At 70.6% G+C, this 14,051-nt stretch carries 14 protein-coding genes and 1 pseudogene; 1 reads left to right on the top strand and 14 read right to left on the bottom strand.

From position 1 onward, the window contains the following. Positions 1 to 112 precede the first annotated feature (112 nt). The 12 genes and pseudogenes from ACH4DX_RS32640 to ACH4DX_RS32695 all read right to left on the bottom strand — a co-directional run bounded on the left by ACH4DX_RS32640 (position 113) and on the right by ACH4DX_RS32695 (position 8,368). Positions 113 to 421 (bottom strand): DUF2469 domain-containing protein, encoded by a 309-nt coding sequence (locus ACH4DX_RS32640; protein ID WP_003965949.1) that lies wholly within the window; start codon positions 419 to 421, stop codon positions 113 to 115. 55 nt (positions 422 to 476) lie between these two features. Continuing rightward, the gene (locus tag ACH4DX_RS32645; RefSeq protein ID WP_398157751.1) at positions 477 to 968 is read right to left on the bottom strand and encodes an NUDIX hydrolase; all 492 of its coding nucleotides are present in this window, start codon (positions 966 to 968) and stop codon (positions 477 to 479) included. A gap of 31 nt (positions 969 to 999) precedes the next feature. After that, positions 1,000 to 1,782, bottom strand: a complete 783-nt coding sequence (gene lepB, locus ACH4DX_RS32650) for a signal peptidase I (protein WP_398157740.1) — start codon at positions 1,780 to 1,782, stop codon at positions 1,000 to 1,002. 124 nt (positions 1,783 to 1,906) lie between these two features. Beyond that, positions 1,907 to 2,917, bottom strand: a complete 1,011-nt coding sequence (lepB, locus tag ACH4DX_RS32655) for a signal peptidase I (protein WP_398123034.1) — start codon at positions 2,915 to 2,917, stop codon at positions 1,907 to 1,909. After that, positions 2,823 to 3,882 (bottom strand): annotated as a pseudogene (gene lepB, locus ACH4DX_RS32660) (signal peptidase I); the annotation flags it as partial. The gene lepB (ACH4DX_RS32655) and the pseudogene lepB (ACH4DX_RS32660), both read right to left, overlap by 95 nt. Beyond that, entirely contained in the window at positions 3,875 to 4,597 is a 723-nt protein-coding gene (lepB, locus tag ACH4DX_RS32665; RefSeq protein WP_398157741.1) for a signal peptidase I, read from the bottom strand. The gene lepB (ACH4DX_RS32665) and the pseudogene lepB (ACH4DX_RS32660), both read right to left, overlap by 8 nt. Positions 4,598 to 4,666: 69 nt before the next feature. Next, positions 4,667 to 5,017 carry a 50S ribosomal protein L19 gene (rplS, locus tag ACH4DX_RS32670; RefSeq protein ID WP_037677552.1) on the bottom strand — a complete coding sequence of 117 codons (351 nt, stop codon included), beginning with the start codon at positions 5,015 to 5,017 and terminating at the stop codon, positions 4,667 to 4,669. Between the two features lie 186 nt (positions 5,018 to 5,203). Continuing rightward, the gene (trmD, locus tag ACH4DX_RS32675) at positions 5,204 to 6,025 is read right to left on the bottom strand and encodes a tRNA (guanosine(37)-N1)-methyltransferase TrmD (protein WP_398157742.1); all 822 of its coding nucleotides are present in this window, start codon (positions 6,023 to 6,025) and stop codon (positions 5,204 to 5,206) included. Next, positions 6,025 to 6,744 (bottom strand): ribosome maturation factor RimM, encoded by a 720-nt coding sequence (rimM, locus tag ACH4DX_RS32680; RefSeq protein WP_398157743.1) that lies wholly within the window; start codon positions 6,742 to 6,744, stop codon positions 6,025 to 6,027. Before rimM ends, trmD begins: the two co-directional genes overlap by 1 nt. Before the next feature lie 84 nt (positions 6,745 to 6,828). Continuing rightward, positions 6,829 to 7,068 carry an RNA-binding protein gene (locus ACH4DX_RS32685; protein WP_030361979.1) on the bottom strand — a complete coding sequence of 80 codons (240 nt, stop codon included), beginning with the start codon at positions 7,066 to 7,068 and terminating at the stop codon, positions 6,829 to 6,831. A 2-nt stretch (positions 7,069 to 7,070) separates the two neighbouring features. Continuing rightward, positions 7,071 to 7,505: a 30S ribosomal protein S16 gene (rpsP, locus tag ACH4DX_RS32690; RefSeq protein ID WP_398123030.1), complete on the bottom strand. Its 435-nt coding sequence runs from the start codon at positions 7,503 to 7,505 to the stop codon at positions 7,071 to 7,073. A gap of 260 nt (positions 7,506 to 7,765) precedes the next feature. Continuing rightward, positions 7,766 to 8,368, bottom strand: coding sequence for a hypothetical protein (locus tag ACH4DX_RS32695; RefSeq protein ID WP_398123029.1), 603 nt, complete (start codon positions 8,366 to 8,368; stop codon positions 7,766 to 7,768). A gap of 609 nt (positions 8,369 to 8,977) precedes the next feature. On the opposite strand from ACH4DX_RS32695, the gene ACH4DX_RS32700 reads away from it, so the two are divergent. Further along, positions 8,978 to 9,838: an SAM-dependent methyltransferase gene (locus ACH4DX_RS32700; RefSeq protein WP_398157744.1), complete on the top strand. Its 861-nt coding sequence runs from the start codon at positions 8,978 to 8,980 to the stop codon at positions 9,836 to 9,838. Positions 9,839 to 9,858: 20 nt separating this feature from the next. On the opposite strand, the gene ftsH is transcribed toward ACH4DX_RS32700, so the two are convergent. Both ftsH and ffh read right to left on the bottom strand, forming a co-directional pair. Then, a complete protein-coding gene (gene ftsH, locus ACH4DX_RS32705) occupies positions 9,859 to 11,790 on the bottom strand; it encodes an ATP-dependent zinc metalloprotease FtsH (protein WP_398157745.1) in 1,932 nt (643 codons plus the stop codon). 370 nt (positions 11,791 to 12,160) lie between these two features. Then, a complete protein-coding gene (gene ffh, locus ACH4DX_RS32710) occupies positions 12,161 to 13,723 on the bottom strand; it encodes a signal recognition particle protein (protein WP_398123026.1) in 1,563 nt (520 codons plus the stop codon). Positions 13,724 to 14,051: the final 328 nt, after the last annotated feature.

Consider the following 14,051-nt stretch of genomic DNA (forward strand, 5'->3'; position numbering starts at 1 on the left):
GAGCCCGAACCCCAGCCCGGAACCGGGCATCGCCGCCAGCACTGGCACCGGCGTCTGCACCGCACCGGCGTCGGCACCGGCGCCGCACCCCCGTCGGCACCGAGACGGCAGCTCAGCCGCCCGGCAGCTCCAAATCGCTCTTGTTGAGCTCCTCGATGTTCACGTCTTTGAACGTGAGCACCCGCACCTGCTTGACGAACCTGGCCGGGCGGTACATGTCCCACACCCAGGCGTCGGCCATCGAGACCTCGAAGAACACCTCACCCTGGACCGAGTGCACCTGCATCTCGTAGTCATTGGTGAGGTAGAAGCGCCGCTCGGTCTCGATCACGTATTTGAACAGCCCGACGACGTCGCGGTACTCCCGGTAGAGCTTCAGCTCCATCTCGGTCTCGTACTTCTCGAGGTCCTCGGCGCTCATGGCATGTTCCCCTTCAGCCGTGCGTCCCCCTATTGTGCGCCAGCCCCGGGGGCCCCTACACGATTTCCGTGCCCAGGGTCTCGGGCGAGCTCGGAGGACCCTCGTCGAGCAGCTTGCGCAGCAACTCGGCGAGCCTGGTCGGATACACCGTCTCATGTGCCAGGGCCAGTTCCGGGCACGTCCACCAGCGTGCTCCCGCGACACTGCGCCGCTCGAGCTCGGTCAGCCCCGCCGGACGCGTCACCGTCTGTGTGGTGCGTGCCAGGTAGTACCACTCGTCCTGGTCCCAGCGCCGTCCCGCGAAGGGGAAGGAGCACAGCCGCCGCCACAGGACGGGACCGAGTTCGACGTCTGTGATTCCCGTCTCCTCGGCGAGCTCCCGCAGCGCGGCCTGCGCACGCGTCTCGTCGCCCTCCAGGCCGCCGCCCGGCGTGAACCACCAGTCGTCCGCCGGGTCACCCGGCTCGTGCCCGTGCAGCAGCAGAACGCGGTCACGCCCGTCCAGGAGCACGACCCGGGCCACCTTCCGCAGCGGACGCCCCGCCATCGCGCCGCCCCCGGCGGCACCGCTCGCCCCGTCAGCCGACACCCGCGGCCTCCGCCGTACCGCCGGACCTGCCGCCCGCGCCCGCGCCGCCGGTGGGCTCCGCGTCCCGCCGGGTCCGCCTGGCGATGGGACCGTACGCCGCCCCGCCGAGGACAAGCACCGCTCCCGCCACCACGGCGGCGAGCTGGAGCCGCAGCGGCCCCGGCTCGGACCCGCCCCCGCCGGGCAGACCGTCGAAGGCCTTGGTGCGGTCGAGCATGCCGTCCAGCGGCCAGGCCACGGCGTCGACGCGGGCCTTCACGGCGCTGCGCGGCACGGTGCCGTGGTCCGCGTCCTCCAGGTGGACGCTGGAGTCCATCGAGCCGCTGCGCTCGTCACCGAGCAGGAACAGCCGCCCCTCAGGCACCGTCGTGGTGGGCAGGCCGGTCGCCGCGGCCTGCTCCCCCTCGGGGAGATACGGTTCCTCGATCCGCTTGCCGTTGACGGTCAGGCTGCCGTCGGTGCAGCAGGCGACCTTGTCGCCGCCGACGCCGACGACGCGCTTGATCATCGGCAGGTCGCCCCAGGACTGCTGCCGGAAGACGACGACGTCACCGCGGCGCACGTCGTCGCCGTCGATGCGCTGGGCGAGGACCCGGTCACCCGCGCCGATGGTGGGGGTCATCGAGCCCGTGGGGACGGTGTACGGCTGGTAGACGAAGGCTCCCCAGACGAAGCCGCCGAGGAAGAGGACGCAGCCGAGGGCCACGGCGACCCCCGACAGTGTGCTGCCGAGCCGTCCGCGGCCCTCGTCCGTACGACGCGTCGTGCTCATCCCAGTGCTCCCCCGGCTCGGAGACGACCCCGCGGCCCCTCGTACCGAGTATGCGAGCGGCGTACGGCGATGACGCGCGCTGTTCGGGACGGGCCGTGGAAGATCGGCGATCTGGGACGGCAGACTACCCGGCGGTACGCCCGCCAGAAACCCTGGATCCCGGCCCGGAATCCGGTCGTGCGGCCGCCCGGCGGCGGCGCCACAGGACGAACGGCACCGCGCCCGCGAGGCCGAGGGCGGCCGGTGCGGCGCCCATCGCCTGGCTGATGCCCGGCTGGTCGAAGGTGTCGGGGACCGGCAGCGTCGCCCAGCGGGTGGGGGGCCAGGCGATCACGAAGGCGCGGCCCACGACGTTGTCGACGGGCACGGCGCCGCCACCGGGCTGGTTCTGGTGGTAGCGGGAGTCCAGCGAGTTCTGCCGGTGGTCACCCATGACCCAGATCTTGCCCTTGGGGACCGTGATCTTGAACTGGCCGCCCTGGTCGTCGACCGTGCAGGGGGTGTTGCCCTCGAAGACGTAGTTCTTCTCGTTCAGCGCCTTGCCGTTGACCTTCAGCGGTCCGGTGCCCTTGCACTCCACGGTGTCGCCGCCGACCGCGACCACGCGCTTGATGAGGTCCTTCTCGTCGGCGGACGGCATCAGGCCGATCCAGCCGAGGACCTTCTGCACCGCGTTGGGCTCGGGGGTGGGTTCGCCGTCCAGCCAGTGGCCGGGGTCTCTGAAGACCACGACTTCGCCGCGCTCGGGCTCGGAACCGAACCACGGAGTCAGCTTGTCGACGAGGACCCGGTCACCCTGCTGCAACGTGTTCTGCATGGAGTCCGAGGGGATGGAGAACGCCTGGACCAGGAAGGTCTTGATGACCAGGGCGAGGACAAGCGCGATTCCGATGAGGAGCGGCAGCTCCTTCCAGAACGACTTGGGCTTCTTGCCCCGCGCCGGCTTCGGCGGCTCGGTTCCCTGGGGGCCAGGGGCGCCGGTCTCGCCGGGAGCCGCCGCGGGGCCTGGGGCCGCGGTGTCCGGACCGGTGCTCATCCCGTCCCCCGCGGGTGGGGGTACCGGCCCCGCGGAGCGCCCTGGCCGCTCCTCGGGTCCTTCGTGTCCGGATCGTGCGCCGACCGCCACATCCCCCACATCCACTCCTCAGTCCGTTCCGCTGCCTGCCCCGTGCGCGACGCAGGCCCACCACTCCCTTAACGAGCGGGAGTTCCGCAGGGGTCGGGAGGCCCGTGTTTCCGTTGCCACCGCCGGGGCCACCCTATGCGACGCTCCTGTGACGGTGTCCGACCCGGCGGGCGCGTCGGTCCCGCCGGGTACGTACCGGCTTCCTAGAGTGTGCGCCAGTGACCGAGCGGCCAGGCGATGACGAGTGCGCGGCCCACCACCTCGTCCTCGGAGACGGTGCCGCTGAACTTCTCGTTCCGGTGGAAGCGCGAATCGGCCGAGTCCGATCGGTGGTCGCCCATGACGAAGAGGCGTCCCTCGGGGACCTTCACCTCGAAATCGAAGGCGGAGGGCTGGTCACCGGGGTGGAGGTAGGGCTCGTCGAGCGGTTTGCCGTTGACGGTGACCTTGTCGTTCTTGTCACAGCACTTCACGGTGTCACCGCCGACGCCGACGACGCGCTTGATCAGGTCGCGCTCGTCGTCGGAGGGGAGCAGTCCGATGAAGGTGAGGCCCTGTTTGACCTGCTTGATGACGACGGGGTCGTCCTTCTTCCTGCCGCGCTCCTCCAGGAGCCAGTTCCCGGGGTCCTTGAAGACGACGACGTCCCCGCGGTCGGGCTTGTTGCCGAACCACGGGGTGAGCTTGTCGACCAGGACGCGGTCACCGATGCGGATGGTCTGCTCCATGGAGCCCGAGGGGATCACGAAGGCCTGCACCAGGAAGGTCTTCAGGACGAGGGCTATGAGCAGCGCGACGACTATCAGGAGGGGTACTTCCCTGATCGCTGAGCGGCGCCTGCGGCGTTTGACCCTCCTGGCGAGCTTGCGGCGCTCGGCGCGGCCCGGCAGTACGGGGCCCTCGGTCGGCCGGGTCCCGGTGGGCAGGCGGGTGTCGGCCTTGTGCGTGGCTTTCGTACGCCCGCGGCTACCCATGCGCGCCGCCCGGCGCCGGCACGCGCACGTAGGCGTCGGGACGCTTCAGTGAGGTCCAGCGGCCGAGCGGCCAGGCGATCCAGTCGGCCCTTCCGATGACCGCGTCCTCCGGGATCATGCCACCGCCGGGGGACCCGAGGTGGTCGCGGGAGTCGCTGGAGTCGCTGCGGTGGTCGCCGAGCAGGAAGAGGGTGCCGTCGGGCACGACGACGTCGAAGGGCACCGTTGAAGGGGCGTCCCCGGGGAACAGGTGAGGCTCGTCGACGGGCGCGCCGTTCACCTTGATCCTCCCCCGCTTGTCGCAGCAGACCACCCGGTCGCCGCCCGTACCCACGACCCGCTTGACGTAGTCGGAGTCCCCGAAGTAGCCGCTGCCGTCGAAGACGACCGCGTCACCGCGCTGCGGCCCGGAACCGAAACGGTACGCCACCTTGTTGACGAGTACGCGGTCCCCCGGGCGCAGGGCGGGCTCCATGGAGCCGCTGGGAATGGCGTAGGGCTGCACCACGAAGGTGGCGAGCAGGAGCAGGACGGCCATGCCGAGGAGGGCGGTGAGGGTGAGGCGCCCGCCCGGGACCCTGTCGGCGACGGACGCGAAAACGGAACGCGACCGCTTCTCCGTTCCCTCCGTGTCCGGCGCCTCCGCGGTGGCGGGTGCGGGCTCGGAGGAGGGGGAGGAGCGGTCGCGCTCCGTGTGCTGTGCTTCGGTGTCCATCGGGGCCAGATGCTATCCGGCTCCGCTGTGGACCCGTGCGAGAGCTCGGCCCGGGGGCCGTGCGCAAGCTCAGTTCTCGCGCTTCTCCTTGATCTTCGCGGCCTTGCCGCGCAGCTCACGGAGGTAGTACAGCTTGGCGCGACGGACGTCGCCCCTGGTGACGAGCTCGATCTTCTCGACGATCGGGGTGTGCACCGGGAAGGTGCGCTCGACGCCGACGGAGAACGAGACCTTGCGGACCGTGAAGGTCTCGCGGACACCGGCGCCCTGGCGGCGGATGACTACGCCCTTGAACTGCTGCACACGGGAGCGGTTGCCCTCGATGACGCGGACGTGGACGTTGACGGTGTCACCCGGACGGAAGGCCGGGATGTCGCTGCGCAGCGACGCCGAGTCGACGGTGTCGAGCAGGTGGGACATGATCGTCTGCTTCCTCGCTGATGCCACAGGTCATCAGCGGTGATCGTGATGAGTGTTTGGGTGCCTTCTTCGGACAAGACCTGGGCTCCGAGGAGTCCGGCTCTCTTCCGGAAGGGATGCTGATCGCGTCGGGCGGGCGTCGTCTCCCCCTGTGGCAGGGGCGCACGCTGGACGTACAGCAGCGTTCTATTCTTCCACGGCCTTCGCCCTGCGCCAAAATCGGCCCTCGGGCTCGGGCTCCCAGCCCAGGATCGAGAGCATCTCGCGGTCCTTCTTGTCGAAGGCCGCCGGGTCGCAGCGCTCGATCAGGTCGGGCCTGTTGGCCGTCGTGCGGCGCAGCGCCTCGTCCCGGCGCCAACGGGCGATCTTGCCGTGGTGGCCGCTGAGCAGGACGTCCGGGATGTCCCGTCCGCGCCACTTCGGCGGCTTGGTGTAGACGGGGCCTTCCAGGAGGTTGGCCATGGCTCCGGGGGCGAAGGAGTCGTCGCGGTGGGACTCGGCGTTGCCGAGCACGCCCGGAAGGAGCCGGGCCACGGCCTCCGTGACGACCAGGACGGCTGCCTCCCCGCCCGCGAGGACGTAGTCGCCGATGGAGACCTCGTAGACCGGTACGCGCGTCGCGTACTCGTCGACGACGCGGCGGTCGATGCCCTCGTAGCGGGCGGGCGTGAAGACCAGCCAGGGGCGCTCGGACAGCTCGACGGCGAGTTCCTGGGTGAAGGGGCGGCCGCTGGGCGTCGGGACGACCAGGGCGGGGCTCGTGTGGCCCGCCTCGTAGCCGTCGGCGAGCAGGGTGTCGAGGGCGTCACCCCAGGGCTCGGTCTTCATGACCATGCCGGGGCCGCCGCCGTAGGGCGTGTCGTCGACCGTGTTGTGCCGGTCGTACGTCCACTCCCTGAGGTCGTGCACATGGACGTCGAGGCGGCCACGCGCGCGTGCCTTGCCGACGAGCGAGACGTTCAGGGGTTCGAGGTACTCGGGGAAGATCGTGACGACGTCGAGCCGCATCAGGCGTCGCCCTTCACGGCACCGGAGGAGCCCTCACCGGCGGTCCCGGACGCGGTTCCGTCGGCCTCGGCGGCAGCCTTGGGCCCGCCTCCGGCAGCCTCGTCAGCCCCACCAGACCTGTCAGCCCCAGCAGACCCGTCAGCCCCAGCAGCACGGTCACCGCCCTCGGACTCGGCCCCGGCGGCATCCCGCGCGGACGCGACCTCCGCGCCGTCGTCGATCAGGCCGGGCGGCGGGTCGATGACGGCCCGCTGCTCCTCCAGGTCGATCTCGGTGACGATCTCCTCGACGAACGGGATCATCACTTCGCTGCCGTCGGGCCGCTCCACGATGAACAGGTCCTGCGAGGGCAGGTGGGAGATCTCGGTGATCCGGCCGACCTCCGTGCCGTCCTTGGTGACGACGTCGAGGTCCATCAGCTGGTGGTCGTAGAACTCCTCGGGGTCCTCCGGGAGCTCATCGGGGTCGACCTCGGCGATCAGCAGCGTGTTGCGGAGCGCCTCGGCACCCGTGCGGTCGCGCACGCCGGCGAAGCGGAGCAGCAGCCTGCCGCTGTGCACCCGGCCCGCCTCGATGGTCAGCGGTCCGGTGGCCGCCGGGTCGGTGGCGAGCACGGCGCCGGGGGCGAGCCGCAGCTCCGGTTCGTCGGTGCGCACCTCGACGGTGACCTCGCCCTTGATGCCGTGGGCGCGGCCGATCCGCGCGACTACGAGCTGCACTGTGCTGTCTCTCCCTGTTGATACGACTACGGGCCGGGGACGGCCCTGGAGCCCTCCCCGGCCCGAGCCGGTGCTACATGTGGTTCAGTGAACCTGGTCGACGTCGACGAGGTCGACGCGGACACCGCGGCCGCCGATGGCGCCAACGACCGTGCGCAGCGCGCGTGCGGTGCGGCCGTTGCGGCCGATCACCTTGCCCAGGTCGTCCGGGTGGACCCGGACTTCGAGGACGCGGCCACGGCGCAGGTTGCGCGAGGCGACCTGCACGTCGTCGGGGTTGTCGACGATGCCCTTCACGAGGTGCTCGAGAGCCTCCTCGAGCATGCTCAGGCCTCGGTCGACTCGGCCGCGGACTCGGCCGGGGCCTCGTCCTTCTTGTCGGCCTTCTTCTTCTGCGTGATGGCCTCGCCCTTGGGCCCGCCCTCGGCGTCCTTGGCCACGGCCTCGAAGAGGGCGCGGTGGTCGGCCTTCGGCTCGGGCTGGAGCAGCGGCGCCGGGGCCGGGAGGCCCTTGTGCTGCTGCCAGTCACCGGTGAGCTTCAGGATCGCGAGGACCGGCTCGGTCGGCTGGGCGCCGACGGACAGCCAGTACTGCGCGCGCTCCGAGTCGACCTCGATGCGCGACGGGTTCTGCACCGGGTGGTACAGGCCGATCTCCTCGATGGCCCGGCCGTCACGGCGGGTACGGGAGTCGGCGACAACGATGCGGTAGTGAGGCGAACGGATCTTGCCCAGACGCTTCAGCTTGATCTTGACTGCCACGGAAGTGGTGTCTCCTGGTCTTGACGTGGTTGGGCACAACGGGATGCCGCGTGGGGTTGCGGTACTCGAGATGCCCGATGGACGCGTCAGCCGGAGGAGAGAGGGGTCCTGTGCGACTGTCGAGTACAGCTAGCCATTGTGCCATACGCCCGCCCGTCCCCCACCGCCGCCCTCGACCGGGCCCCTGTGGGCCGCGGCTCCCCGGAGGGCGGCCGGATCCGGACGGCCGCCCGCACCGGCTCAGCTCGGATGGGCCCGGCTCACCCCGCTCCCACGGCCAAGCCCACCACCTCCGGGATCCTGAAGGGCTTGCCGCAGCCGCCGCACATGATGGGCGCCTGGGCGAGCACCGAGGGGACGACGCGGACGTTGCGCCCGCAGTCGCAGACCGCCTTCACGCGCACACCGCCGCCGGACGAGCCGTGCCGGGCGGCCGGTCCGCGGAAGGTGCGTGAGGTGTCCGTCGTGGTGGCCGCCGTGTGCGCCTTCAGGGCGCGTTGCAGCCGCTCCATGGTGGGGCGATAGCGCTTCTTCGCGTCGGGGTTGAGCGTCACCAGGGAGAAACCGCTGCTCGGGTGCGGCTCCTCCGGGTGGTCGAGGCCCAGCTCCTCCGCGATCGAGAGGAATCTGCGGTTGTGATAGCGGCCGGCGCGTGACGTGTCGCGTACGCCGCGGGCGGCGGCGATGCCGTGGACTGCTTCGTGCAGCAGTCGCTCGAAGGAGAGCTCGGCGCCACAGGCGGACGACGACTCTCCGATCAGGGATTCGGGCGCGGCTAGGTCCGGCAGCTCGGAGTGGTGCCGCTGAATGTCGGCCCACGCCTGTGCCAGCTCTGCGGCGAGAACAGGTGGTGTCGTGCTCACGTCGTGACAACGAGCCGGGGTGCCTCCGGGTTCCATTCCGGGGCATCTCAAATAATTTGCACTTACCCGTCAGTTGCCATTGATGCGTCCGGACGAGGGCGGGTGCGCTGATCTGCGGAGAAGCCTCGCAGCTCACACCAAGCCGGTACGTAGTGACGCGTACGCAAAAGGCCGCGCGTCAGGATCATCCTCTTGTCCGGCGCGCGGTCCAACTCCGCGCGCCGGGGGGCGTGTTGCGAAGAAGCACCGGTCATCACCCCCGCGCCCGCGCCCCGATCCGGAACCCCGGCCCCCGGTGCGCCCGTGTCACGACGCTCGGTGGGCGCGTGCCACGACGGCGACGTTACCGGGTGTGCCCTCGGCGTCCGGCACCGCCCCGCCCGCCCGCGGCGACCGCGGCGCGCAGGGTGCGTCCGCGCCGTCCGCGGGGCCGGGATCCGCGCTGCCGGGGGGCGCACGGCAGTGGCACGCAAGCATTGCCCCACAACCCCTGGACGCCACGACGGATGCGGAGTTCCCTGGCATACGGGGGAGCGTGAACGCACGTCGCGGGGGCGGACGAACCGTAGGAATCGGCACGACAACTCTCGGCGGATTGGGGCGCTTTCGATGACACCAACGCTCGTGCACTCTCACCTCCCGCGCGCGGGTGCCCGCCCCCGTGTGGACCGGTGCGCACGCGCGCGTGACTGGGCGGAGATCCAGGAGAGGATGCTGGTCCCGCTCTACGAGGCGGTGTACGCACGGCTCGACGTGGGCGGAGGCACCCGGCTCCTCGGCCTGGGCTGCGGCTCCGGGCTCGCCCTGTTGATGGCCGCGTCGCGCGGCGCCTCGGTGACCGGCGTGGATCCCTCGGAGCCCGAGCGCCTGGCGCTCGCCCGCGGCCGTCTCACGCCGGACGCGGCCGCCGGGGCACGGCCGCGGGAGGCCGCACGACTCGTCCAGGGAACTCCCGGGGACGCCGCCGCGCCGGACACCCCGCAGTACACCCTGGTGACCGCGCTCCAGCCGATCGGCTGTGTGGCGGGTGACTCCGAGGGCCTCTCCGCCCTCCTGGAGAGCGCGGCACCGCTCGCCGAAAGGGGTGCGCCGGTGGTCCTGGCCGGCTGGGGTCCACCGGAGCGCTGCACCACCTCGTCCGTGCTCCGGGTGGCCACCAAGCTGGCCGATCCGCTGCGCTCCACCCGCAGTTGGCGTACGGCGTGCCGGGACGACCTGGAGGAGGTCGCTCAGTACGCGGGCCTCGAACCGGACGGCTCGGGCCGGGTGGCGTGTCCCTTCGGGTACGCGGACATGGACAGCGCGGTCCGTGGCCTGCTGTCCACGGGCCTGTTCGACGCGGCGGTGGGCGCGACGGACCAGGTGCAGGTCGACAAGGAGCTGACCGAGGCGCTGCATCCGCATCAGCGCCGCGACGGCACGGTGTGGATGCCGAACGTCTTCCGCTACCTGATCGCACGCGTTCCGTAGCACTCCCCCGCGGCGCGGCCTCAGGTCTCCTTGCCGAGGCGGGGGATCCCGGCCACGCGGTAGGCCTCGGCCTCCTCCAGCGTCTCGTTCCGCAGGAGGGCGGCGGCCAGGGCGTCCAGGCGCTCGCGGTGGTCGCGCAGCTGACGGCAGGCGCTCTCGTAGCACTCGTCCACGATGCGGCGCATCTCGCCGTCGATGGTGTCGAGAGTCCCCGGCGCGGCGGCGAGGCCGTAGGCCTGCTGGGCGTCGTTCGGCAGGGCGGAGAGGCGGCCGACGCGCTCGCTCATGCCCCAGCGTGCGACCATCCCGCGGGCGATGTTGGTGACCTGTTCCAGGTCGTTCTCGGCGCCGGTGGTGATGACTCCGTAGACGACGTGTTCGGCCGCCATGCCGCCGAGTGCGCCGACGATGCGGCCGCGCAGATACTCCTCGGTGTACGCGTACTTGTCGGCGTCCGGCGTCGACAGGGTGACGCCGAGGGCGCGTCCGCGCGGGACGATGGTGATCTTGCGGACGGGGTCGGCGCCGGGCTGGAGCATGCCGAGCAGCGCGTGTCCGCTCTCGTGGTACGCGGTGCGGCGGCGCTCCTCGTCGGGCATCACCAGCGGCCGCTCGGCGCCGAGCTGCACCTTTTCGAGGGCTTCGGAGAGGTCGGACTGCGTCACCTGGCGCTGCTTGCGCTTCACGGCGAGCAGGGCGGCCTCGTTGGCGAGGTTGGCGAGGTCGGCTCCGGTCATGCCGGGGGTGGTGCGGGCGACCTGGGCCAGGTCGACGCCGTCGGCGAGCGGAATGGTCCGAGTGTGGATCTTGAGAATGGCCTCGCGCCCACCCCGGTCCGGCGGGGACACGTTGACCACCCGGTCGAAGCGGCCCGGCCGGGTCAGAGCGGGGTCGAGGATGTCGGCGCGGTTGGTGGCGGCGATGACGATGACACCTTCGGAGCCGGAGAAACCATCCATCTCGGTGAGAATCTGGTTGAGCGTCTGCTCGCGCTCGTCGTGCCCGCCCATGCCGCTGCCGCCGCCACGGGCCCGCCCGATGGTGTCGATCTCGTCGATGAAGACGATGGCCGGCGCGACCTTCCGGGCCTCGGCGAACAGCTCACGCACCCGCGAAGCGCCCACGCCCACGATCATCTCGATGAACTCCGAGGCGGAAGCCGAGAAGAACGGCACCCCGGCCTCACCGGCGACGGCCCGCGCGAGCAGCGTCTTCCCGGTCCCGGGCGGCCCGGCGAGCAGCACCCCACCGGGCATCCGCGCCCCCATGGCCCGGTACTCGTCCGGGTTCTTCAAGAAATCAACGACATCGTTCAGCTCCCCTTCGACCTCGTCGATGCCGGCGACGTCCGCGAAGGTCGTCCGCTTCTTCCCCGCTTCGAGCTCGACGGGTTTCGGCGGCTGCTTGCGCCCGAGCATGCCGCCCGCTCCGCCCATGCGCGAGGCCATGCGCCGAGCGACAAGGACCCACAGCACCACCAACAACAGCATCGGCGCCAAAGAGATCAACAGATTGGAGAGAAAACTCCGCTCCCGCACCACCGGTTCGGCGGTGACGGTGACATCGTGCTCGGTCAGGTCGCTCCACAACTTGTCGTCGGCGAATTCGGGCCGCTGGGTAGTGAATTTGGTGTAAGAGTCACCGCCGCCGGGCTCTTTACGTTCCTCCTTCAACTGCCCCTGAATGGAGTCGCCCTTGGAGTAGATCTTCGAGACGTTCCCGGAGTCGACCTGTTTGCTGAATTCCGTGTACGAGATGGTCGGCTCGTCGCCGTCGCCGAAGAACGAGAGCACGAGGTTGGCGACGAGATAGACAACGAGAGCGACAAGAACGAGCCCGCCCCAGCCCCCCGGCGGCCTGCGCCTGGGCGACGGGGTGGGAGCGGGCTCAGGAGCGCCTTCGGAACGCCACGGCTGCTCGGGCTTCTGACGCGGCGGCACGGGGTTGCTCATATCCGGACGCTACGACACAAAAACCCCAGAGGCACGCGGTAGACCCCCCCGTACGCCCCAGCCCTGCGCACGCCGCGCCCACCACCCACAAGACAGCCGCAGCCACAGAAAAACGGGGGCGCACCGAACAAGCACAGCCACACGCAACAAACACAGCCGGACAAACACAAGGGGCGCCCCGCCAAAAGGCAGGACGCCCCAAAGCCAATGAACGGACACACACGAGGCACACGAAAACGTGAGGCACGTTCCGAACATTTCGCCCCGCCAGCACGTGCCGGCGGCACGTGCTGGCGGGGCGTGCTGACGGGGCGTGCTGACGGGGCGTGCTGACGGGGCGTGCTGACGGGGCGTGCTGACGGGACGGAACTCAGCCCATGAACTTCTTGAACTCGTCCGGCAGCTCGAAGTCCTTGCCGGCCTGCCCGGGCGGCAGCCCGAACGCACCGCCCGCGGCGGCTTCCTCGGTGGCGGCGCGCCGGGCGGCGGCCTCCTCCTCCTGCTGCTTGCGCTTCATCGGGTTGCCGGAGCGCTGCTTGCCCTTGGCCTGCTTCTGCTTCTTCTTCTGCTTGCCGGGGCCACCGCCCATGCCCGGCATCCCGGGCATACCCGGCATGCCGCCGCCCTGGGCCATGCGGGACATCATCTTGCGGGCTTCGAAGAACCGCTCGACGAGGTTCTTCACGGCGCTGACCTCGACGCCGGAGCCCTTGGCGATACGAGCCCGCCGCGAGCCGTTGATGAGGGTCGGCTCCTGCCGCTCGGCAGGTGTCATCGACTTGATGATGGCAGCGGTCCGGTCGACGTCCCGCTCATCGAGATTGTTGATCTGATCCTTGATCTGCCCCATGCCGGGCAGCATCCCGAGCAGCTTGCTGATGCTGCCCATCTTCCTGACCTGCTCCATCTGGGCCAGGAAGTCGTCGAGCGTGAAGTCCTTCCCGCCCTTGCTGCTCGCCAGCTTGGAGGCCATCTTCTCGGCCTCTTGCTGCGAGAAGGTCTGCTCGGCCTTCTCGATGAGCGTGAGCATGTCGCCCATGCCGAGGATGCGGGACGCCATGCGGTCCGGGTGGAACGCGTCGAAGTCGTCCAGCTTCTCGCCGTTGGAGGCGAACATGATCTGGCGCCCGGTGACATGGGCGATCGAGAGGGCGGCACCGCCGCGGGCGTCGCCGTCGAGCTTCGAGAGGACGACGCCGTCGAAGCCGACGCCGTCGCGGAAGGCCTCCGCCGTGTTCACGGCGTCCTGACCGATCATCGCGTCGACGACGAAAAGGACCTCGTCCGGGCTGACGGCGTCGCGGATGTCCGCGGCCTGCTGCATCAGCTCCTGGTCGATGCCGAGGCGGCCGGCGGTGTCGACGATGACGACGTCGTACTGCTTGGTCCGGGCGAACTCGATCGAGTCCTTGGCGACCTGGACCGGGTCGCCGACGCCGTTGCCCGGCTGCGGGGCGTAGATGCCGACGCCCGCGCGCTCGGCGACGACCGACAGCTGGTTCACGGCGTTGGGCCGCTGCAAGTCGCAGGCGACGAGCAGCGGGGAGTGGCCCTGGCTCTTCAGCCAGCGGCCGAGCTTGCCGGCCAGCGTGGTCTTACCGGCGCCCTGGAGACCGGCCAGCATGATGACCGTCGGCGGGTTCTTGGCGAACCGCAGCCGTCGCGTCTCGCCGCCAAGGATGCCGATGAGCTCCTCATTGACGATCTTGATGACCTGCTGGGCGGGGTTGAGGGCGGCGGAGACCTCGGTGCCGGTCGCGCGCTCCTTGATCTGCTTGATGAAGGCGCGGACCACCGGGAGGGCGACGTCTGCTTCCAGCAGGGCGATGCGGATCTCGCGCGCCGTGGCGTCGATGTCCGCCTCGCTGAGGCGACCCTTGCCGCGGAGGTTCTTGAATGTCGCTGCGAGGCGATCGGAAAGAGTGTCGAACACGGCGGTCGCGAATCCTCGGGATCGGGGGCGGGCGGACGGGTCGCCCTCCAGGGTATCTGCCTCCCCCGGCAAGGACCCCCCTCCGCCCCCGCTTCACCCTGACCGCCCGCACCCTCCGCCCCTACTGCCGCGCGCGGCACGGGACCGCAGCCGCGTACCCCCTCTGCCCACGTGATGGCTGCCGTCGGCCTGGGCTGCACCCCTCCGCCCACAGAACGGGCACCCGGCGGGTGGGGCTGTGCCCACCCTCCCCCAAGCTCTCGGCTCCGCTCGAGCAGGGAGGTACCCCCCTCGCCCCTGGCGGACCAGCTGCCCACAGCGGGGGGGC

This window comes from Streptomyces sp. NPDC017940, assembly GCF_044328435.1.
Lineage (GTDB): Bacteria > Actinomycetota > Actinomycetes > Streptomycetales > Streptomycetaceae > Streptomyces.

Bases quoted from the DNA above. Each gene is read 5' to 3' on its own strand.
- ftsH (WP_398157745.1), bottom strand. From the start codon at position 11,790: ATGAGCAACCCCGTGCCGCCGCGTCAGAAGCCCGAGCAGCCGTGGCGT.
- lepB (WP_398157741.1), bottom strand. From the start codon at position 4,597: ATGGACACCGAAGCACAGCACACGGAGCGCGACCGCTCCTCCCCCTCC.
- ACH4DX_RS32685 (WP_030361979.1), bottom strand. From the start codon at position 7,068: ATGCTCGAGGAGGCTCTCGAGCACCTCGTGAAGGGCATCGTCGACAAC.
- ACH4DX_RS32700 (WP_398157744.1), top strand. From the start codon at position 8,978: ATGACACCAACGCTCGTGCACTCTCACCTCCCGCGCGCGGGTGCCCGC.
- ACH4DX_RS32645 (WP_398157751.1), bottom strand. From the start codon at position 968: ATGGCGGGGCGTCCGCTGCGGAAGGTGGCCCGGGTCGTGCTCCTGGAC.
- lepB (WP_398157740.1), bottom strand. From the start codon at position 1,782: ATGAGCACGACGCGTCGTACGGACGAGGGCCGCGGACGGCTCGGCAGC.
- ACH4DX_RS32640 (WP_003965949.1), bottom strand. From the start codon at position 421: ATGAGCGCCGAGGACCTCGAGAAGTACGAGACCGAGATGGAGCTGAAG.
- trmD (WP_398157742.1), bottom strand. From the start codon at position 6,025: ATGCGGCTCGACGTCGTCACGATCTTCCCCGAGTACCTCGAACCCCTG.
- rplS (WP_037677552.1), bottom strand. From the start codon at position 5,017: ATGTCCCACCTGCTCGACACCGTCGACTCGGCGTCGCTGCGCAGCGAC.